Here is a 20,539-nt window from a genome sequence, read left to right as displayed (position 1 = left end):
TAGCGGCCGGCGTCCACTGGTGCGAACGAGCATCCCCATCGAAACCAAACCCGCGCCGGACTTGCTATCATCGTGCGATGGTCGAAAACCGGTCACACTGCCGCGTTCAAGCTCACAGCGGACGCTAACCCGCCGCGTCACCACGACCAACAACGCGAACACGCTCGACACATCGAGCACCCACAGGCAGACATAAAATGGCAGCAGACATGGACGTCAGGCAACGCTTTTTCCCGCACACCCAGGACGAGCTGAAGGAAATCGCGTCCGACATCCTGCGGCATGCAAAGGAGCTCGGCGCTACCGACTCCGCCACCGAGATCTCCGAAGGCGACGGCCTCTCCGTCAGCGTGCGCCGCGGCGAAGTCGAAACCATCGAGCACAATCGCGACAAAATGGTCGGCGTGACGGTGTTTATCGGGAATAAACGCGGGAATGCCAGCACCTCGGACTTCACGCGCGCAGCGCTGAAAGACACGGTCGCCGCCGCCTACAACATCGCGCGTTTCACAGCCGAAGACAGCGCCGCAGGACTCGCCGAAGAAGAATTGCTGGAAAAGGCGCCGCAAGATCTCGATCTCTACCACCCGTGGGATATCGACGCTGAAGAAGCCGCCGATCTTGCCCGTCGAGCAGAAGACGCCGCCTTCGCCGTCGATAAACGCATCCAGAACTCCGAAGGCGCAAGCGTGTCGGCGCAGCACTCGCAGTTCGTGCTGGCTACATCGCGCGGCTTCATGGGCGGTTATCCGTTTTCGCGTCACTACGTGGCGTGTGCGCCTATTGCGGGGTCCGGGCGCGACATGCAGCGCGACGACTGGTACACATCGAAACGCAATGCCGCCGATCTCGCCGAACCGGAAGCAATCGGCCGCTACGCCGCGCATCGCGCGCTCGCCCGCATGGGTGCACGCGGGCTCGATACCCGCAAATGCCGCGTAATGTTCGAAGCGCCGCTGGCAGCCGGCATCCTGGGTGCCTTCGTGCAGGCAGTGAGCGGCGGCGCGCTATATAGAAAGACCACGTTCCTCGTCGACAGCCTCGGCAAACCCGTGTTTGCGCCGCATATCCAGGTGCTGGAAGACCCGCATGTGAAGGGCGGCATGGGCAGTGCGCCTTTCGACGAGGAAGGCGTGCGCACGCAGCGCCGCAACGTCGTGGAAGATGGCGTGGTGCAAGGCTATTTCCTGTCGACGTATTCGGCCCGCAAGCTCGGCATGAAAACGACGGGCAATGCAGGCGGTTCGCATAATCTGTCGCTGCGCAGCTCGCTCACCAAACCCGGCGATGACTTCGAGGAAATGCTCAAGAAGCTGGGCACGGGCCTGCTGCTGACGGAACTGATGGGGCAGGGCGTAAACTACGTTACGGGCGACTATTCGCGCGGCGCATCCGGTTTCTGGGTGGAGAACGGCAAGATCCAGTACCCGGTTGAAGAGATCACGGTCGCCAGCACATTGCAGGAGATGTTCCGGCACATCGAGGCCATTGGTGCCGATACGGTCGTGCGTGGCAACAAGGAAATTGGCTCCGTGCTGATCGAAAAGATGACGATCGCGGGGCAGTAAGAGCGTCTGCAGAAGCGAGAAAGCCCGGAACGGTTGGCGCCGTTCCGGGCTTTTTCAATGGAAGCGCGCGGTGGGCTAACCCGCTAGCCGATCAAGCGCTCGAAATCTGAAGTTAAACCGTGCGGCGCTCGTAAACCACGAACGAATAGTCGAAATCATTCGGCGCTGCCGCGTGATGCGTCTCCCGCGAGATCTCTTTCCAGACGGCTTCATCGGGTGCGTCAATGGAAATGTCGCCGGGGAAATCGGCGTCGATCTCGGTCAGGATCAGCTTGTGCGCGAGCGGCCAGCCTTCGCGAAACAACTCGGCGCCACCGATCAGGAATACTTCGCCAGCGTCGTCGCGAGCGCCAAGTTCCAGCGCATCGGCAAGCCGGATTACCGTATCGCAGCCCGCGAAGCGGCGCTCAGCGTCGCGCGACACGACTATATTCCGCCGTCCCGGCAACACCCGTCCAATGGACTCGTGCGTCTTGCGCCCCATCACGATAGGCGCGCCCATCGTCGTGCGTTTGAAGAACGCCAAGTCTTCAGGCAAGCGCCAGGGCAATTGGTTGTTGCGCCCGATCACGCCGTTGCGCGCGCGGGCGACGATCAGGGTCAGCGTCGTCATGATGTAGAGATCCGTATCCGGCTTTGAGATAAATCAAGCCGCAGATTCTACCCGACGCCCGCCGCCGCAAGCTTCCTCAACCCGCGTCGGCGCCGTTCGTCATCGCCGCGCCGCGCAACCCATGCGCGACCATCAGCCTGTACAACGTCACTCGCGAAATCCCCAGTTCCGCCGCCGCCTCGCTGAGCTTGTGCCGATGCCGCAGCAACGTCAGTTCGATCGCGCGTTTCTCGGCGGCATCACGGGCAGCGGCCAGCGTGGTCGATTCAATGCCGGTGCAGTGACCGAGCCCGAGGTCGTCGGCGGTGATCAGCTTGTTCTCCGCCATCACGATCGCGCGCCGCACGCGGTTGATCATCTCGCGCACGTTGCCGGTCCAGGCGTAGCTGTACATCGCTTCTATCGCCGACGGCGCAAAGCCGACGATCTTGCGTCTGCCGTCGCTCCTGAACTTGTGCAACACGTGCAGCGCGAGAATCTCGATGTCCTTGCCGCGTGCCCGCAGCGGCGGTTCGTCCACGCGCAGCACGCACAGCCGATGAAACAGATCGGTACGAAACCGGCCATCGGCCATGGCGGCATCCAGGTCGATGTGAGTCGCGGAAATGATCCGCACGTCGACGGCGACGGGGTCGTGTCCGCCCAGCCGGTCGATCTTGCGTTCCTGCAGGAAACGCAGCAAATGCACCTGGCTGTCGAGCGGCAGGTCGCCGATTTCATCGAGGAACAGCGTGCCGCCGTCGGCCTCTTCCACCCGGCCGATCTTGCGCTGGTTCGCGCCCGTGAACGCGCCGCGCTCGTAGCCAAACAGTTCGGACTGGATCAGATGATTGCCGATCGCGCCGCAATTGATCGCGACGAATGGCCCCTTGCGGCGCGGCGAGCGCTCGTGGATGGCCACGGCCGTCAATTCCTTACCGGTCCCTGATTCGCCGGTGATGAACACGTTGGCGTCGGTGTTCGCGACTTTGCGGATGGTGCGAAAGAGCTGCTGCATGGCCTCGCAGGTGCCGACCATCTGCTCGTCGCCGAACACGGTCGGGGTATCGGCCAGGTCAATGTCGCCGAGGCTCACCATGCCGTACGCGTGATCGACGAGGTAACCGATGGTCGCCGGTGCGACCGGGCCTTTCACGAAGTCGAAGCAGTAGTGCCGAATCAAGTGGCAGACGACCGGGTCTGCCAGGCGGTTGTCGTCAGTGAGGGCGATCCAGCCGGCTCGCTGATGACGCAGCGCAGGTTCGAGCGCGGCCAGCTCGCGCGCCGAAAAGCTGGTCATATCGACAATACCGGCTACCGGCGTATCGGTTTTCAGCACGCTGGCCTGGGTGGCGAGCGCCCCCGCCGATACCTTCCAGCCAAGGCTCTTCAAGTACGTGACCAGCGTCTCGTTCGGCGCCTGCGCGACGTACAGCAGGTTACGGACAGCGGACGCCGCATGGGGCGTCGGGATGATCGGAAGGCTCGCGAGAACCGCCAAACCGGAGAGATCGGGTGTGATCGAGGCGTCGGCGGGGAGGGCGCCCATTGGCGGTATTGAAGCCAGTGCGTTTTTACCCGACACGGGTACGGAGACGGGGGCAGATTCGAGCACGAGCGATCTCCTTTTGCAACGGGCTTTGCAACGGGCGCAATCGGTGTCCTGGCAGACACGGCGGTGCAATGCGCTGTCGATCCATGTTGTCGTCGAGCGGGACGCTGCGCACAACCTGCGGGCGCGTTCCTCGCGTGATTGCGCGGCGTGCTGGTGTGCCGCGCAATCAACGCGGCCTCGCTTCTTCCAGCTACTCCCGCTACTCGCTGAGAAATACGATCAGTGTCCTACTGTCCGACGTGTCGTTCAAATCCGGTTAAATCCTATTCACCGCGATGTTGCCCGGTTGCATCGAGTATCTGGCGGTCGATCTTCACACGACTTTACTGTTGCAATAGTCTGCACATTCCCGGCTACTGCGCCCTCTGGGTGGCCGCGCTCGCGACGTCCCCCGGTGTGGAGCGCGTGGCTGCATCTGCGGGAACGGGAGCAGGCACCGGCGGCGCGATCTCATCCCACAGCGTGACGCTGGTCGTGTGCCCGGCGACTGGGGACTCTTGCCTCGTCGCTGTGACTTTTTCAACCGAGGCCGCGTCCCGCATCGCGAGCGGCGCCGACGCAATGGGTTGAATCGATGCGGGTTGTTCCCGTTCCGTTACAGGATTAACAATAATGCGCTCGTTCGATGCTGCTTCGCCAGCGTCGCCGCTTCCATTTTTTCTTTCCGTAATAATGGCTGGCGGATTTGGCCGCATCAAGAATGTTTCATATCCGGACACTCCATGCGGGGACGTGGGCTGAATCACGGCATCGTTGTTTGCGATATTTTGCGCGCAAACGTTGTCGGCTGAGCTGCTCAGTACAAAGCACACGGCGCTAATGGCAGCTATCTTATGTGCTGTCGCAGTATTTTCTCGCTTGGCAACGCATCCGGTGCTTTCCATGACAATCTCCCTGATTCATTGTCATTGAGCGAAACATATGCCATGGCACGCATTCCGTTGCCGTTATTGGACCAGCGGCAAGCTAACTGAAAAACTGAATCAGAAAAAAGGCGAAAACGTTTCATGACTGAAACGATAGACGGTTAACGGCCATTTTTATCAAAAATTGCGTAATTGCTATTGTCTTATTTAAACTATTTGCAAACTGCTTATTAAAAGGCGGTCTCGTTGCTGAAACGCACACTGGCCCTGCTTCAGGACGGGTTCGCGGACATTGTTGCGGATATTTGTTTTCGAAGTATTCGCTTTATAGTAGTCTCTCAAAAACAGCATCTGAAACAAAACAGGTTCGTATAGAACCGCGCGACAGCACTCGTCGCTTCCGGGGTTTCACCGTTTGCAGTTTTCCGAATGACCGTTCGCTTGGGGCATGCGAGTCTTCGACGTCTGCAGCGTGGTTGAGGGCAGTTACCGGCGCGACCTTTTCAACGACCGTTGACGAAAGGATCAGAACAATGGAAGTCGCTCGGCGGCAACTAATCTACGTGACTCGTGACCCGAGCCCGCCGTTGTGTGCTCGGTTCGAGGAGAGGGGCTGGCACATAGAAGTGGTATCGAACGCGAAGGACGCCCGTCGGTGGCTTCGCAGTGATCTGGCAACTGGTGGCTTGCTGGATCTCTCAAGCAGCTTTGAAGCACACGAACTCGCGGCGCTCGAAGCGTCGCTGACGCTGACCAACGTCGGCTGGGTCGCGGCCACGGTGACAGGCCAACTCGAAGATGCGGCCGTGCGCCGGCTGATTCGGGACTACTGCTTCGACTACGTCACCTTACCCACATCGAATGATCGCGTTGTAGATGCAGTCGGCCACGCCTATGGAATGGTGGCGCTGCACGAGAACGCATCGAACGACGCGCGCGACGGCCGCGCCGAAGGCGAGATGGTCGGCTCGTGCGACGCCATGCTCGCGTTGTTCCGCTCTATCCGCAAGGTCGCCATGACCGATGCACCCGTGTTTATCTCGGGCGAATCAGGCACGGGCAAAGAACTCACCGCGGTTGCCATTCACGAACGTTCGGCGCGGCGCGACCAGCCGTTTGTCGCTATCAATTGCGGCGCCATTCCCGCGCACCTGTTGCAATCCGAATTGTTCGGCTATGAGCGCGGCGCGTTTACCGGCGCGAATCAACGCAAGATCGGCCGCGTGGAAGCGGCTAACGGCGGCACGCTGTTCCTCGATGAGATCGGCGACTTGCCGCTCGAAAGCCAGGCCAGCCTGTTGCGTTTCCTGCAGGAACGCAAGGTTGAACGGCTTGGCGGACATGGCTCAACGCCAGTGGATGTGCGCATTATTTCGGCCACCCACGTGGATATGCAGACGGCCATGATCGAAGGGCGGTTCCGTGCCGACCTGTATCACCGTCTGTGTGTGCTGCAAATCGATGAACCGCCGCTGCGGGCACGTGGAAAGGACATCGAATTGCTCGCGAAGCACATGCTGGACCGCTTTAAGAAGGACGCGAGCCGGCGTCTGCGCGGTTTCGCGCCCGATGCCATTGCCGCTATCCATAACTATGGCTGGCCGGGTAATGTGCGCGAGCTGATCAATCGCGTGCGTCGCGCCATTGTGATGTCCGAAGGGCGCCAGATCAGTGCGCGCGATCTCGAGCTCGGCGAGTACGTTGAAGTCGCGCCGGTGTCGCTGGCGCAGGCACGGGAGGCTGCGGAACGGCAGGCTATCGAACTCGCTTTGCTACGCCATCGCGGCCGTCTTGGCGACGCCGCACAGGAACTCGGCATTTCGCGGGTCACGCTGTACCGCCTTCTGAGCGCGCATGGCATGCGGCACATTGAAGTCGATGCACCGACGGAGCACGTTACGCGCGGCTAAGGTCCGCGTGTGACGGCCGCCTGTCGGTCGTCGGTCGCCAAGGTCTCTGCCTGATACATTCAAGCCCGGGGTTCACTCGAGTCCCGCGGATCGCTCGCATTTGTCCCCCCATTTATCCGCCATAAGAGGCCTTCGCACCCCGCCGTCCGGCGCTTGGTAAAATCGCGGTTTGGTTTTATCGGCGGCTGCGTTTTCCGCGTTTTCCAGGGCTTCGGGAAGCTGGCGCGGGAGTGCGCCGCAGGTGCGCGGAAATGTTCTGCCAAAATAGCGACACGCCCTCTTTTTACGAACGACCCTCCTCATGATCCAGTACCAAGAACTGCTCAAAGACATTCTCGAACGCGGCGCCCGCAAGATGGACCGGACTGGCACGGGGACGATCAGCACGTTTGGCCGTCAATTGCGTTTTGATCTGGCGGAGGGGTTTCCCATCGTCACGACCAAGCGCATCCACATGAAGAGCGTGGTCTATGAGTTGCTGTGGTTCCTGAACGGCGATACGAACATCAAGTATCTGAACGACAACGGTGTGACCATCTGGGACGAATGGGCCGATGAAAATGGCAATCTCGGACCGGTATACGGGCATCAATGGCGCTTCTGGCCAAAGAGCGATGGCACGATGGTCGATCAGGTGAGCGCGCTTGTGCATCAGATCAAGACGCGGCCTAACTCACGGCGGTTAATGCTGACCGCCTTGAACGTGGCGGATTTCCCGGACGAGTCCATGTCGCCCGTCGATAACGCCCGTGCCGGAAGAATGGCGTTGGCTCCTTGCCATTGCCTCGCGCAGTTCTACGTGAACGAAGGCAAGCTGAGCTGCCTGTTGTATTGCCGCAGTCAGGACGTGTTCCTGGGCACGCCGTTCAATATCGCGAGTTATGCATTGCTCACCCACATGCTCGCGCAGCAATGCGATCTGGAGGTGGGGGAGTTAGTCTGGACCGGCGGCGATTGCCATATCTACCTGAACCATCTGGAGCAAGTGGACCTGCAATTGAGCCGTGAACCGTATCCGCTGCCGAAGCTCGAACTGGCGAGAAAACCCGCGTCTATCTTCGATTACCAATACGAAGACTTCGTGATCGAAGGGTATCAATATCATCCGGGCATCAAGGCGCCGATCGCAATTTAGATCGGTATGGGCGTGCAATAAGCGTGGAATAAGCGCTGCCTTCGCGCGCGTTCCGGCTTCAATGAATTGAAGCCGGAACGCCTGCCCATTAAACCATCACGGCGTAACGATGTTGAACATCGGGTCGAAGGTGTCGAGCAGGGTTAACAACTCGCTGACCTTCTGGCTGTTGCCGCTGATCTTGTCCGCGTCCAACGGTGCTTGCGCGCCGCCCGTCAGCAACCTGGTGAAATCATTCTTGCTCATGGTGAGCGTGGCATCCGGGTTCGCGAGCGTGACACCTTCGGTATAGATCAGCACCGAATTACGCAACTCGATGCCGTACTTCCTGCCGTCGCCGAGATTCCAGTTGATGACCGTATGCTTGCCGTCCGCCTTGGGACCGTTGAGCCGGATACCCATGTAGTCAAGCAGCATGTCAGGGCTCATGGCGGCAATGGCATCGGGTGTTGCCGTATTGATGCCCTTGCCCTTCGGCACGCCATTGCGCAACTCGAACGCACCCATCAGGTACTCGTTGCGCCAGGTCGGGTTCTCCGTCTGGTAACCGAGCTGCTCGAGCGCATCTGCCTCCAGCTCGCGAGCGGCCTTGTTCGACGGATCGGCGAATACGACCTTGTTCATCACGGTCGCAACCCAGCGGTAATCACCCTTGTCGAATGACTCTTTTGCTTTCGCCGTTACCGCGTCGGCGCCGCCCATGAACTCGACGAAACGTACAGACTCTTCTTCCGGCGGCAGCGGGTGCAGGTTAGCCGGATTCGAGTCATACCAGCCGAGATAGCGCTGGTAGATGCCCTTCACGTTGTGATTCACCGATCCGTAATAGCCGCGGTTAAACCACTTCTTGCCAATGCTGTCAGGTAGCTGAACCTGTTCCCCGATTTCGTTCATGGTGTAGCCGGCGTTGGCGAGGCGCAGCGACTGATCGTGGAGATACTTGAGCATGTCGCGCTGGTCCGCCATGTAGTTCACCACCTTCTGACGGCCCCAGGTCGGCCAGTGATGCTGCGCGATCACTACGTCCGTACGGTCGCCGTATCGGACGATGGCTTCGTTGATTGTTTTCCACCATTGCACCGTATCGCGTACTTGCGCGCCGCGCAGCGTGTACAGGTTATGCATGGTGTGGGTGGTGTCCTCGGCGGTGTCGAGCAGCTTGAACTGCGGCATGTAGATCAGCATCTCGGAGGGCGCTTCCGTGCCCGGCGCCATCTGGAACTCGAACTGAATGCCGTCGATATTGCGGGTATCGCCGGTTTTTTCCACGGTGTCGTTAGGCTGGATCAAGCCGAGATTGCCGCGGGACGTGGTTTTGCCGAGTCCCGCATCGATCTGGCCTCGGGCGCTTGCCGGCAGCATTGCGCCGTATTGATACAGCGAGCGGCGCCCCATTGCGTTGCCGGCGTAAATGTTCTCGGCCACCGCTTCCTGCAGGAAGCCTTCCGGGGCGAGCACCTTGACCTTGCCGCTCTTGACATCTGCTTCGTCGATCACACCCTTCACGCCGCCATAGTGATCCGCGTGGCTGTGCGTATAGATAACGGCGACCACCGGCTTCTTCGGCCGATGCTGGAAGTAAAGATCCAGCGCGGCGCGCGCGGCTTCGCGCGTTGTCAGCACGTCGATCAGGATGATGCCCGTGTCGCCTTCAATGATCGTCATGTTGGCGAGGTCGAGTCCGCGCACCTGGTACACGCGGTCCGTTACCTTGAACAGGCCAGTAAACATGTTGAGCTGAGCGATGCGCCACAGGCTTGGGTTGACGGTGTCCGGCGCGTCGCCCTTCAGGAAGTTGTATTTGTTCAGGTCCCAGCTGGTGCGGCCGTCGTCGGTTGGGAACGTGCCGGTCGTGAGCTTGCCGATGAAACCGCGCTGCGCGTCGTCGAAATCCGTTTTGTCGGCGAAGGGGAGTTGCTGGTAGACCGCCAGGTTATCCTGCCGGGTGATGGCCGTGGCGTCCTTGGCGGGCGCGAAAGCGGCTTGCTGCGCGAGCGCAAAGGGCGTGGCAAGCAAACTGAGAGCCGCGAGCGCGGTAAGCGTGAGCCGGTGCGGCGTTGCGATCATTATTATCTCCGTTGATAAGCTGTGTTTTTTGCGTTGTTCATGCCTGATTCGATGCAAGGCGCGGTATGGGCTTCGACGAGGTTTCCGTTACTACGCTTTTCTCAGATTCAGGTCATTGAATTCAATAAATTTTGTATTCCTAATAATGATGATTTGGCGTATTCCCGTTGTAATTTGACAAGCGGGTTGAGTTCGCGCCTTGAACACGAAAGCGAGCCAAAAACTTTACATGTGAACCGGTTTTGTAAGTGTCATATTTCGTCCGCACACAGCCACGGCCATTCCAACTGAACGCTCAGTCGGAATGGCCGTGGCTGTGATTTCGGCAGTGCTATGCCGGTGCTATGCGGCTAGACGCCAGTAAGGACGGCGGCGAAATGCCGCTCGCCCGCGGGGGTGACTCGCAGGACCCGTCGCTTGGCTGTTGTTTCAACCCAGCCGTGTTCGGTGCAGGCGTCGAGAAACGCCGCGCCCAGCGCGCCGCCCAGATGCGGCCGGCGTTCGCTCCAGTCGATGCACGTGCAGGCGAACCGCCTGCGCCGTGCTTTCTGCGCCGTGAGATCAATGCCGAGCCGCGAAAATTCATCGATTCCTTGCGGCGTTGCATCGAGCGCGGTGGGGCCGGGCTGCTTCGAGCCGGCCTGCGCGCCGCCTTGAGCGCTCTGCGCGACTTCCAGCCATTTCGATGTCAGCATCCGGTCGAACAGCCGCACAGCCAGTTCGCCCGCGAGATGATCGTAACAAGTCCGCGCATAGCGCATGTCGAGCGGTACGGCAGACGCCGGCCGTGGCGCAGGCCGATGCGCCTGCGCCGCTTCCCGCAGCGGCGCGCTGGCTTGCGCCAGATTAGCCAGCGCTTCAATCGCCATGGCGATATCGGGTGTTGCAATGCGGTAATACCGATGCCGCCCGCTCACTTCGAGCGCCAGCAGGCCACTCTCGACGAGCCGGGCGAAATGCCCGCTGGCGGCGGATGGCGAGATACCGGCGATCATGGTGAGTTCACCGGCGGGCCGGGCGGTGCCGTCCATCAGCGACCACAGCATGGCGGCGCGGCCGGGGTCCGCGAGCAGGGCACCTATGCGTGATAAACCGGGAAATGGGCGTGCATCGTCGTGATCGAGCGTCATCGCAGCCTCCTTGGATACGCTCTACTTTAGCCGCTTCTTGCACGCGATGTTTCATCGAAACCTGAAGTATTGATTCAGGGCTGGACATCATCATGAGCGCCGCGTAAGCCCCGCGCTAGAATGATGTTTCGCGTCGAGTGAAGGCCGTGCAGGAGACTTCCATGGTAAAAATTTTGATGGCAACGCTGCTTGTGGCGGCGTGTGCCGGTTGTGCGGGACCTTCGGGCGGGTCGCCGTCAGCAAGCGGGTCGAGCGGCATCACCATGTACGGGGTGATCGACGAGGGCATTTCCGTGCGCAAATGAGCGCCTAAGCCGTGCCTAAGTTGTGCCTAAGTTGTGCCTAAGTTGTGCCTAAGTTGTGCCTAAGCGCTGGAGCGGGCCGGCGAGCGCTTTTTTGAGACTCGTATAATTCGGTAACTCCACTTATCAGGCAGGCCCGTCGGGCTTGTCTTACATCGACATGAAACCTGCGGCGCCCATCCCTCAATCCACTGACGCCCCGATCACCGATCGGTCGGAGACCACGTTTCGTTTTCTCGCCGAACCGACGTCCGTCAATTTCGGCGGGAAGGTTCACGGCGGTGCGCTGATGAAGTGGATGGACGAGACGGCCTACGCGTGCGCCGCGGTCTGGTCCGGGCGCTATTGCGTGACAGTCAGCGTGGGCAATATCCGTTTTCGCAGGCCGATCCTGGTGGGCAACCTGGTCGAATTACGCGCGCGCGTGGTGGCAACGGGGCGCACGAGCATGCATTTGCATATCTCGGTGCACGCAGGCGATCCGAAGAGCGGCGTGCTGCAACAGACCACCGATTGCCTGATGGTGTTCGTCGCCGTCGATGAACAGGGCAAGCCTGTGCCGGTGCCTTCGTTCGTGCCCGTGACGGACGAGCAAAAGCGGCTGGCGAAATATGCGATGGACGTCAAGGACGCGTTGGACGCCATCGTGGAATTGAAGCCGGAAGAAGTCGCGGCGGGGAAGGTTTAAAAGGGATAAGGGGCGCTGGCCGCAAAACCGCCAGCGCGGCGCCCATAATTGGCACAAGCGGCCGCTCCCCTTCGATATTTGCAGAAAATAGAGCAAACAAATCAGACGTTTCTCATTCATGTATTGCTGAGCTATCGGCATAGTTCGCGCACGCGTAAAAGCCCACTGAGCCCGCGCGCAACTACAACCCATGAAATGAGGAAACACCGTGAACTGGACTGCGGGCTACAACACTTCTGTCGCCTATACCAATAGTTACCACCACGAACAAAGTCCGACTTTCTTGAACGCCTGCCTTGTAATGCAGCGTGTATCACCGCCCTCCATCGATAAATTTACGTACTGTGAACTGGGATTCGGCCAAGGCCTGACCGCGTTGATCCTGGCGGCAACACATCCCAACGGCGATTTCTACGCCTGCGACTTCAACCCGTTGCACGTGCTGGCGGCCGTGTCGGTACGAGATGAAGCCCGTCTGCCGAATCTCACCTTGCTGGAAAACGACTTCGGCGAACTTGCTCAGGGAAAGGTCGAGCTGCCCCAATTCGACTACATCACGATGCACGGTATCCTTTCCTGGATATCAGACGAAACCCGCGCGCAGATCGTGCAATTCCTGAGGCGCTATCTGAAACCAGGGGGGGTCGTTCAGGCAGGCTACAACGCGATGACCGGTTGCGCTCAAGTAATGCCGCTTCAACGCTTGCTGACGTTGGGGGCCAAACGAGAGGGCGGGACGTGGACGAAGGCGTCGGCGCTTGCCAGGACGCTAGCGGGTATCGACGCGTTGCATTTTCAGCGTAATCCTGATTCGCTGTTGCGTATCCACGATTTCGATGCCATGGATCCACGCTACCTCGTCCACGAGTATTTGCAAGAGGCATGGACGCCGTTTTACTTCGCCGATATCGCGCGTGAAATGTCTGAGGCGAAACTGACTTTCGCGGGCAGCGCCAGCTTCTCGCACATGTTGCCGGTCGAGTGGTTGACCGATGAGCAGCGAGAGATGGTGAATACCATTGCCGATCCAATCGACGCCGAGGAAGTGCACGATTACTGCAGCAACCGCCTGTTCCGTAGAGATATTTTTGTGCGCGGAAACATGCCGCTCAACGATGCCCGTCTGCGCGAGCAAGCTGAACATATCCATGTGTGGGGTAACGCGTCTGTCGCATACGAACGGGTAGTCGCATCGGAACATGCTACGGTGACGCGCGGTCCCGAGTTCCATCACACGCTTTACGCTCTTTTGCGCCGCTCGGAAATGACGTTGGCCCAGATTTTCGATTCCCCTGAATTCACCGGTCTGATGCTCGATGACATTCTCAAGATCCTGCGTTTGTCGATCGCAACCGGCGAAACGTCGATCCGCTACGGCGCCGAGCAGCCGTGCGAGACGGCGGACCGGTTAAACGCGGTGCTGCTCTCGCGGGCCGAACGGGGTGAGGTCTGGAACGCGCTTGCGTCTCCGCGCATGGGCGGTGGCGCGGCTGTCGGCACGTTGGACCAGTTGCTGCTGGCGTCGCTCCACGAGAAGACCGACCGAACCAAGGCACTCAGCAAGGATACGGACGAGCTGATTGCACGCATCAAACGCTCGTTGGTCGCAACAGGTCTGCGTCTGCGGATTGCCGGCGCGGAGGTGTCGCCTGAAGATATTGAGATGCGTCTGGGCCATATTCTTGCCGACTCGGGCAAGAAGCTCATTGCGCATTCGGAACATCTTGGTTTCTGGCGTGCGCAAAAACCGGCACGATAAGGGGGAGGCGGTTGATAAAGCGCGGATTCATCAACCGCTGCTCCCTATTCTGATGTTACTTCTTGCCGACCATGTCTTCCGGTTTCACCCACTCGTCGAATTCCGCCTCGGTCACAAACCCAAGCGCCAGCGCGGACGCCTTCAGCGTCGTGCCTTCCTTGTGCGCCTTCTTCGCAATCTTTGCGGCCTTGTCGTAGCCAATATGCGGATTCAGCGCCGTCACGAGCATCAGCGATTCGTTCAGCAAACTATCGATACGTGATTCGTTCGCCTCGATCCCCACCGCGCAGTTATCGTTGAAACTCTGCGCGCCGTCGGCCAGCAGACGAACCGATTGCAGCACGTTGTGCGCGATCATCGGGCGGAACACGTTGAGCTCGAAATTACCGCTCGCCCCACCAATATTCACCGCCACGTCATTCCCAAACACCTGGCAGCAGAGCATGGTGACGGCTTCGGATTGGGTCGGGTTGACCTTGCCCGGCATGATCGAGCTACCCGGTTCGTTTTCCGGAATCGACAATTCTCCAAGCCCGCAACGCGGTCCGCTCGAGAGCCAGCGGATGTCGTTGGTGATCTTCATCAAGCTCGCCGCGATGGTCTTCAGCGCGCCGTGCGCGAACACGAGCGCGTCGGCGGCAGCCATGACTTCGAATTTGTTCGGCGCGGTTTCGAACGGCAAGCCGGTTAGCTTGCCGATCACGCCGGCTACCTTCACTGCAAACTCGGGATGCGCGTTCAAACCGGTGCCAACCGCCGTGCCGCCCAACGCCAGTTGATACAGATGCGGCAAGGTCGATTCAACGTGCCGGATGCCCTGGTCAAGCTGCGCGACATAACCCGAGAACTCTTGTCCGAGCGTAAGCGGCGTGGCGTCCTGCAAGTGCGTACGGCCAATTTTCACGATTCGCTCGAACGCCTTCGATTTCTTGTCGAGCGTCTCGCGCAAGGTCTTGAGCGCAGGCACGAGATGTTTCGTGATCGCGACCGCGGCGGCAATGTGCATCGCAGTCGGGAACACGTCGTTCGATGATTGCCCGCGATTCACGTCGTCGTTCGGATGCACCTTGCGCTGTTCGCCGCGCTCGCCGCCCATCAATTCGCTCGCCCGGTTCGCAATCACCTCGTTGAGGTTCATGTTGGTCTGCGTGCCAGACCCCGTTTGCCACACGGCGAGCGGGAATTCGTCGGCGTGTTTACCGGCCAGGATCTCGTCGGCGGCCGCGATGATCGCCTGCGCTTTATCGGCGGCGAGCACCTTTAGTTCAGCATTCACTTCCGCCGATGCGCGCTTCACGATCGCGAGCGCATCGATCAGTTCAGGCGATTGTTTCTCGCTCGAAATCTTGAAGTTCTGCAAGGAACGCTGCGTTTGTGCGCCCCAGAGTTTTGCGTTAGGCACGGCGATTTCGCCGAAAGTGTCCTTCTCGAGTCTTACGTCGTCCGTCATGGCTTCATGCTCCTTCGGCTTGCTTCAGGTTCGGGTTGGAATCGGGGCTGAATATGGACCGCGCCATCGCGTTTCTGAATCCGGTTAGCCTGCACATTTCAGAATCTAAAAGTTCAAAGCTGCGAGTCGACGGGCAGCAGCATGAACAGACCCGTCAACACGTTGCGATAAAGGCCCGCTTGCGGGTCGAAATTGTAAGTGCGCACCAGGCCGTCGTCCTCAGTGGTCCAGATGAGCGGGGACATGGGCGCGCCGATGTTCTTCAGGCCCGCCAGCACAGCCGGCGAAGCGAGTTCCACACGATACGCTCTCGCCTGCGCCGTGCCGGCATCGAACAATCGTGCTGCCTCGCTCGCAATTTGCTGGTTGTAGATCACCAGCGCGAGTTCCGTGTTGAGCGACGCCGAGCGCGGGTCCAGATTCATCGATCCAATCACAAGGATACTGCGATCGATCGTATAAGCCTTGGCATGCAGGCTTGCCCGCGATTGCGAGCCGAACAGCCCGGTGCGCGGCCGGCTGTCGCCCTGGGCCTGTACCGGCTTGAACTCGTATAACTCTACGCCGGCCCTGAGCATCGGCACGCGATACGGCGCGTAACCCGCCTGCACCGCGACGGCGTCGGTGGCCGCCATCGAATTGGTCAGCACTTTCACCTTCACGCCGCGCGCGGTGATGGCGGCAAGCGCCTTTACACCCTCGTCGTGCGGCACGAAATACGGCGAAATGATGAGGACCTCGCTACGCGCCTGGTTCGCGAGTTCGATCAGGCGCTGCATGGGCGGGCTTTTGTAGTCTTTATCGGGATGTTCGATCTTCACCGGAGAATCGGCTTCGAATTCCGTGCGCGCCCAGGTCAGGCCCAGCCCATCCTGTGCTATTTGCCGGGCGAGCGGCGTGGCGTTCAGTGGCTTGGCGTTCAGCGGATCGGCCTGTTCTTTCCAGTGCTGGCGCAGGTCTTCGCGGGTTTTGTCGAGATCGGCGGGATCGAATTTTTGCTTGTTCAGCGCGCGCAGCGGATACGCAATCGAGCTGTTCCAGTACTCGTCAAAACTCGCCGATATCTTGTGCGTCACTGGCCCGGCCGCAAACACATCGAGATCACGAAACTGCAGCGTTGCGCTCGCGCTGAAGTATTCGTCGCCGAGATTACGGCCGCCCACGATCGCGATCTGGTTGTCCGCGATCATCGCCTTGTTGTGCATGCGGCGCGTGAAATGATCGACCTTCGTGAGCAGGTTACGCGTGCGTTCGCCGAAACTTCGGGTCGCGCTGCCGAAGGGATTGAACACGCGGATATCGATGTTGTCATGCGAATTCAGCGCGGCCATGATCTGGTCGATGTCCTTGAAATTCAGGTCATCGACGAGCATGCGCACCTTGACTCCGCGATCCGCCGCGTAAAGCGCGGCGCCGAGCAGCAACTTGCCCGTGTTGTCCTCGTTCGCAATGTAGTACTGCATGTCGAGCGTCTTGGTCGCCGCGCGGGCAAGCGCAATGCGGGCCTGCAGCGCCTCGGTGCCGGTGGGAAGCAGGCGCACGCCGGACTCGCCCGGGTGCGCAGCTTCCTTTGGCAGGAGCGCAGTGCGCAAGGGGGTGTCGGCGGTGGCAGAGAGCGCGTGGGTGGCGGGGCGATCGAACGCGGTTGCAGGCGGCCGCGTGGCGCAGGCGGCGAGCGTCAGCGCCGTGAGCACGGCGGCGGCGAATGCCAGGCCGCGCGACAGCCGTGGTGTGGGAACGGGCCGTTCCTGGGTGATAGGCTGGGATGAAACCTGTCCGGCTTGGGGGCGCCCCGTGCGCCTGCCGGTGTGCTGGCCTTGTCCGGCTTGGGACATAGATGACTCAGAGAACTGCCTGCTGCGTTCCGACACGTCCATTCCTCTTGTTTTGCCCGAGCGATTTTTATGAACTGCTTGCGGTTGTTGTGCACGCAGTGGCCGCGTGCAGCGCCGGATCTCGCGCGAGTCTGCCCAAGGATCATGCGCGGTCATTTTATTGGAAATCGTCTACGGACACGGCGAATGCGTCGATTTGCGAAAAAGCGGAGGGGGCGAGCTTGAAGAACCGTGTTATTACCACGCGCGGACGAAAAAAAGCCCGCTTCGACGAAGCGGGCTTAATACCCCTGTTACTGGATGAATCTCAAGGAGACGGCTTGATCGTATCTTCGCGCCGCTCCAAATCCAACCAACAATGTCTGCTTAACTTATGCCCGCTCCAATCCGAAGATTCGTAGCCACTACTTCAAGCCGTATGGCTGGGAGCCTGCACGGATTTAGCTGAGTCAAGCGCGCTGCGCGTGACCAGACGGCGACTCATGCGGTCGAAGCGAAGGGTCATCAGCACCGCGACGCTCGCAAGTCCCGCAGCCAGTCCCCACCACAAACCTTTCGTGCCGCCGTTGAAGTGAAACGCCAGCATGTAGCCCGTCGGAAAGCCGATGCCCCAATAACCGAGCGCTGCCGCAAGCATGGGGACGCGCGTGTCCTTGAGCCCGCGCAGCACACCCGACGCGACTGTTTGCATGCCGTCGACGATCTGGAACACGGCCGCCACGCCCAGCAGCGACGCAGCCAGCGCGACGGTCTGGGCGTTCTTCGGGTCATGGAGATGGAGATACAGCCCGACGATCGCATGCGGCGCCAGCACCAGCACGCAGCCCGACATCGCCATGAATGCCACGCCTAGCGCAATTGCCACGAACCCGGCGTGGCGAGCGGCCAGCGGCTGTCCTGCGCCGATCCAGTAGCCCACGCGCACGTTTGCCGCCTGGCCGATAGCCAGCGGCACCATGAACGCCACCGACGCCACGTTCAGCGCGATCTGGTGCGCTGCGAGCGGGGCTTCGCCGAGCGTGCCGACAGTCATCCCGGTGGCGAGAAACAGCGTGGATTCGACGCCGTAGGTGATCGCAACCGGCCAGCCGATGCCGAATAATTCGCCCATCAGCGGCAGGCGCGGCCGTGACGCCACCACAAAATGTTTGTATCGAGCACGCAAATGCAGGAACGCGATCAGCACCAGCGCCGTTAGCCAGACGGTGATCGTGGTAGCGACTGCCGAGCCGAGAAAACCGAGTTCGGGCAGGCCGTAGGCGCCGTGGATCAGGCCGTAGTTGAGAAACCCGTTCACGAACACGCCACCAATCGATACCCACAGCAGCCGCTTCGCCGCACCGATAGCCGGCAGGAACGCGCGCATCATGCCGATCCCGAGCAGGCTGCCCGGCGCACCCCAGCGCAGGATCGCGCAATATTCGCCGACATTTTTGGCGAGCATGGCGGGTTCGTGGAACGCGAGCAGGATCGGTTCGGCGAAGCTCAGCAGCGTGAATGCGGGAATCGCGAGCAGCAGCGACAGCACCACCCCGGTCCAGTAGATATTCGGCACGAGGTGATCGTTGTTCGCGCCACGCGCGTGCGAGACGGAGACGCTCACCGACGTCAGCACGCCTTGCAGCAGCACCACGACCACGAAGAACAGGTTTGCGCCCAGGCCGCCGGCCGCGAGGGAATCGGGGCCGAGCGAGCCGAGCAGGATGGTGTCGGTGACGCCCATCGCCATTTGCGCCAGTTGCGAGATGGCGAGCGGCGCGGCGAGCCTCGCGGTATCGACGGCATGACGGGAAAGGCTTGGCGGCGCGTTCGCGCGGATCATTCTGGATGGCATGACGGATTATCTGGATGCTTTGCTGCACGGCAACAACCGCGCAAAAACGGCAACGGGCGATGCAGCGAACCGTTACCGGTCCTGCATCGCCCGCTCGTTCCGGCCGCGCTCCAGCCTGATTGAGCTGAAGCTCCGCTTTGAATTTCTGCTTTGAATTTCAGCTTTGAAACCCGGCTTCAAATCTCAGCTTGAAGTCTCGGTTTTGAAGCGCGCCAACTTGAAAAGCTGGCTGCAACCGTCAACAAGCTGAAAGCGGCGAAAGGGAACGAAAGCCGTCTAGCTTATTGCTTGATTGCGTTTATGTCGATAACGACGCGGTATTTGACATCATCCATCTCGCTTACGCATCGCTTGCACCGATCATTTCGGTTTCTGAACCTTGATCGTGGTGTCTTCGATAACCACTGTCTGGCCCGCGCGGATCTTGCATGTCTTGCGCAACTCGATCTTGCCGTCAACCTTCACCTCGCCCTCGGCGACGCGCGCTTTCGCCGAGCCGCCGCTGTCGGCCAGGCCCATCAGCTTGAGCAGGTTGTGAAGTTCGACGTAGTCGCCCGTGAGCGTGAATTCGAGTCGCGGCATGTGAGCGGTCTTTGCAGGGTGGGGCGGAAAGGGCGCCCATGATAAACCAGCCGGGCACGCAAAGTGCGTCTACAGCCCAGACTCCCGGATATCGGAGCGTATGGCTGTTTGCAATATGTCAGTAAGTGAAACCTTCGGTAACAATGACGTGTTTTTGCGAACTCCAGCGTCCGGCCCCGGGTCAGTCATAGTGATCGGTGCGTTTTTTACGCGGCTTTTTACGCGTCATGCCGGTCATCAGAAGTGTAGACGGGTATTTGCGGCGCGCGGTGTTTGAGGACACAACACACATCGCTTGGGCGTCGCGGTTGATTGCAATGGTTGCAATCGGCCGCCCGGAATAAAAACTGCCAGAGAGGAAATGAATATGTCGCAAGTCAAGAAAATGCTGTTGGGTACCGCTTTTGTCGCCATGGGTCTGTCCGCGTCCGCGTTCGCGCAGACCGCGCAGCCTGCCGCTGCCGATGCCGGCCAGATGGCCGCGCAAACCGCGCCGCCGCCGCAGAATATCGTCGCACCGGCGCCTACCGATCCGCTGGTTGTGAAGCGCAATGCCAACGCGCAGGCTAGTGCTGAATACAAGGCGTCGAAGAAGGCATCGAAGCAGGATCTGAAGGCGACGAACAAGGAAGCGAAGGCGCAATACAAGGAGCAGGTGCGCAACGCGAAGATCAACAAGAAGGCCGACAGGCAGACCGCCAACGACCAACTGAAGTCCGCCGAGCCGGATGGTCCGAAGGATACGGGCCTGCAGCACTAAGTTTTAAGCTTGATGAATTGAACGCGGCCCCTTAAGCGGGGCCGCTGGTAAGGAGGAATTCATGACCATGACCACGAAGCGCTTGTTCGCAGCGTTGCTCGCGGGCGCATTCGCGACGGCCGCTACTGTGTCGGTCGCGCAGACGCAGACCACGGCCGAACCCACGCACGCCGAGAAGAAAGCGGCGAAGAAGCAGGCCGAAGCGGATAAGGACGCAAATGTAGCGCAGGCCAAGGCCGACAAGAAAAAGACGGAATCCCAGGCGAAGGCGAATGAAGCCGCCGCCGATGCGAACCTGAAAAACGCGAAGAAAGCGGACTGATTCGCGGTAGATCCCGTTGCAGGGAAATGACGATGGCCCGGTGCGCGTAAGCGCACCGGGCCATTTTTTATAGGGCCAAAAGCCTGTTGCATCAGTTGCTTGCGTGAATGAGTTGTATGGATAT

General features: G+C 60.1%; 18 protein-coding genes. 9 read left to right on the top strand and 9 right to left on the bottom strand.

Going from position 1 to position 20,539, the window contains the following annotated elements:
• Nucleotides 1-197 precede the first annotated feature (197 nt).
• Nucleotides 198-1,568, top strand: coding sequence for a metalloprotease PmbA (gene pmbA / locus SBC1_RS12415; protein ID WP_089163352.1), 1,371 nt, complete (start codon nt 198-200; stop codon nt 1,566-1,568).
• Nucleotides 1,569-1,680: 112 nt separating this feature from the next.
• Here pmbA and SBC1_RS12410 read toward each other — a convergent pair whose 3' ends face one another.
• The 3 genes from SBC1_RS12410 to SBC1_RS12400 all read right to left on the bottom strand — a co-directional run bounded on the left by SBC1_RS12410 (nt 1,681) and on the right by SBC1_RS12400 (nt 4,659).
• Nucleotides 1,681-2,181 (bottom strand): dihydrofolate reductase, encoded by a 501-nt coding sequence (locus SBC1_RS12410; RefSeq protein WP_165987814.1) that lies wholly within the window; start codon nt 2,179-2,181, stop codon nt 1,681-1,683.
• Between the two features lie 76 nt (nt 2,182-2,257).
• The gene (locus tag SBC1_RS12405; RefSeq protein WP_165988834.1) at nt 2,258-3,709 is read right to left on the bottom strand and encodes a sigma-54 dependent transcriptional regulator; all 1,452 of its coding nucleotides are present in this window, start codon (nt 3,707-3,709) and stop codon (nt 2,258-2,260) included.
• 419 nt (nt 3,710-4,128) lie between these two features.
• A complete protein-coding gene (locus SBC1_RS12400) occupies nt 4,129-4,659 on the bottom strand; it encodes a hypothetical protein (protein WP_165987812.1) in 531 nt (176 codons plus the stop codon).
• 515 nt (nt 4,660-5,174) lie between these two features.
• Here SBC1_RS12400 and SBC1_RS12395 point away from each other — a divergent pair.
• A complete protein-coding gene (locus tag SBC1_RS12395; protein ID WP_165092221.1) occupies nt 5,175-6,551 on the top strand; it encodes a sigma-54 dependent transcriptional regulator in 1,377 nt (458 codons plus the stop codon).
• A 301-nt stretch (nt 6,552-6,852) separates the two neighbouring features.
• Nucleotides 6,853-7,686, top strand: coding sequence for a thymidylate synthase (locus tag SBC1_RS12390; protein WP_165092220.1), 834 nt, complete (start codon nt 6,853-6,855; stop codon nt 7,684-7,686).
• 96 nt (nt 7,687-7,782) lie between these two features.
• Here SBC1_RS12390 and SBC1_RS12385 read toward each other — a convergent pair whose 3' ends face one another.
• On the bottom strand, nt 7,783-9,753 hold the full coding sequence (locus tag SBC1_RS12385; protein WP_165987811.1) for an alkyl/aryl-sulfatase: 1,971 nt from the start codon (nt 9,751-9,753) through the stop codon (nt 7,783-7,785).
• Nucleotides 9,754-10,103: 350 nt separating this feature from the next.
• Nucleotides 10,104-10,883, bottom strand: a complete 780-nt coding sequence (locus SBC1_RS12380) for a helix-turn-helix transcriptional regulator (RefSeq protein WP_165092218.1) — start codon at nt 10,881-10,883, stop codon at nt 10,104-10,106.
• 161 nt (nt 10,884-11,044) lie between these two features.
• On the opposite strand from SBC1_RS12380, the gene SBC1_RS12375 reads away from it, so the two are divergent.
• From SBC1_RS12375 to SBC1_RS12365, 3 genes are all read left to right on the top strand, one after another.
• Nucleotides 11,045-11,188, top strand: a complete 144-nt coding sequence (locus SBC1_RS12375; RefSeq protein ID WP_165092217.1) for a hypothetical protein — start codon at nt 11,045-11,047, stop codon at nt 11,186-11,188.
• A 157-nt stretch (nt 11,189-11,345) separates the two neighbouring features.
• Nucleotides 11,346-11,873, top strand: coding sequence for an acyl-CoA thioesterase (locus SBC1_RS12370; RefSeq protein ID WP_165093304.1), 528 nt, complete (start codon nt 11,346-11,348; stop codon nt 11,871-11,873).
• 208 nt (nt 11,874-12,081) lie between these two features.
• Nucleotides 12,082-13,632, top strand: coding sequence for a class I SAM-dependent methyltransferase (locus SBC1_RS12365; protein WP_165987809.1), 1,551 nt, complete (start codon nt 12,082-12,084; stop codon nt 13,630-13,632).
• Between the two features lie 55 nt (nt 13,633-13,687).
• On the opposite strand, the gene fumC is transcribed toward SBC1_RS12365, so the two are convergent.
• The 3 genes from fumC to SBC1_RS12350 all read right to left on the bottom strand — a co-directional run bounded on the left by fumC (nt 13,688) and on the right by SBC1_RS12350 (nt 18,751).
• Nucleotides 13,688-15,082: a class II fumarate hydratase gene (gene fumC / locus SBC1_RS12360; RefSeq protein WP_165092214.1), complete on the bottom strand. Its 1,395-nt coding sequence runs from the start codon at nt 15,080-15,082 to the stop codon at nt 13,688-13,690.
• Nucleotides 15,083-15,195: 113 nt separating this feature from the next.
• The gene (locus SBC1_RS12355; RefSeq protein ID WP_165987807.1) at nt 15,196-16,917 is read right to left on the bottom strand and encodes a phospholipase D family protein; all 1,722 of its coding nucleotides are present in this window, start codon (nt 16,915-16,917) and stop codon (nt 15,196-15,198) included.
• 409 nt (nt 16,918-17,326) lie between these two features.
• Complete coding sequence (locus SBC1_RS12350; protein ID WP_165987805.1) at nt 17,327-18,751, bottom strand: MATE family efflux transporter; 1,425 nt, start codon at nt 18,749-18,751, stop codon at nt 17,327-17,329.
• On the opposite strand from SBC1_RS12350, the gene SBC1_RS12345 reads away from it, so the two are divergent.
• Nucleotides 18,750-18,905: a hypothetical protein gene (locus SBC1_RS12345; protein WP_165092211.1), complete on the top strand. Its 156-nt coding sequence runs from the start codon at nt 18,750-18,752 to the stop codon at nt 18,903-18,905. The two genes, SBC1_RS12350 and SBC1_RS12345, sit on opposite strands and share 2 nt — an antisense overlap.
• Nucleotides 18,906-19,111: 206 nt before the next feature.
• On the opposite strand, the gene SBC1_RS12340 is transcribed toward SBC1_RS12345, so the two are convergent.
• On the bottom strand, nt 19,112-19,333 hold the full coding sequence (locus SBC1_RS12340) for an RNA-binding S4 domain-containing protein (RefSeq protein WP_165092210.1): 222 nt from the start codon (nt 19,331-19,333) through the stop codon (nt 19,112-19,114).
• A 367-nt stretch (nt 19,334-19,700) separates the two neighbouring features.
• Here SBC1_RS12340 and SBC1_RS12335 point away from each other — a divergent pair, with 367 nt between their 5' ends.
• Both SBC1_RS12335 and SBC1_RS12330 read left to right on the top strand, forming a co-directional pair.
• Complete coding sequence (locus SBC1_RS12335; RefSeq protein ID WP_165987801.1) at nt 19,701-20,093, top strand: hypothetical protein; 393 nt, start codon at nt 19,701-19,703, stop codon at nt 20,091-20,093.
• A gap of 61 nt (nt 20,094-20,154) precedes the next feature.
• Nucleotides 20,155-20,415 carry a hypothetical protein gene (locus SBC1_RS12330; RefSeq protein ID WP_165092208.1) on the top strand — a complete coding sequence of 87 codons (261 nt, stop codon included), beginning with the start codon at nt 20,155-20,157 and terminating at the stop codon, nt 20,413-20,415.
• Nucleotides 20,416-20,539 lie beyond the last annotated feature (124 nt).

The sequence above is a fragment of the Caballeronia sp. SBC1 genome, assembly GCF_011493005.1.
In the GTDB taxonomy this organism is placed as follows: Bacteria; Pseudomonadota; Gammaproteobacteria; order Burkholderiales; family Burkholderiaceae; genus Caballeronia.
This window is presented reverse-complemented; position numbering and strand designations above follow the sequence as displayed.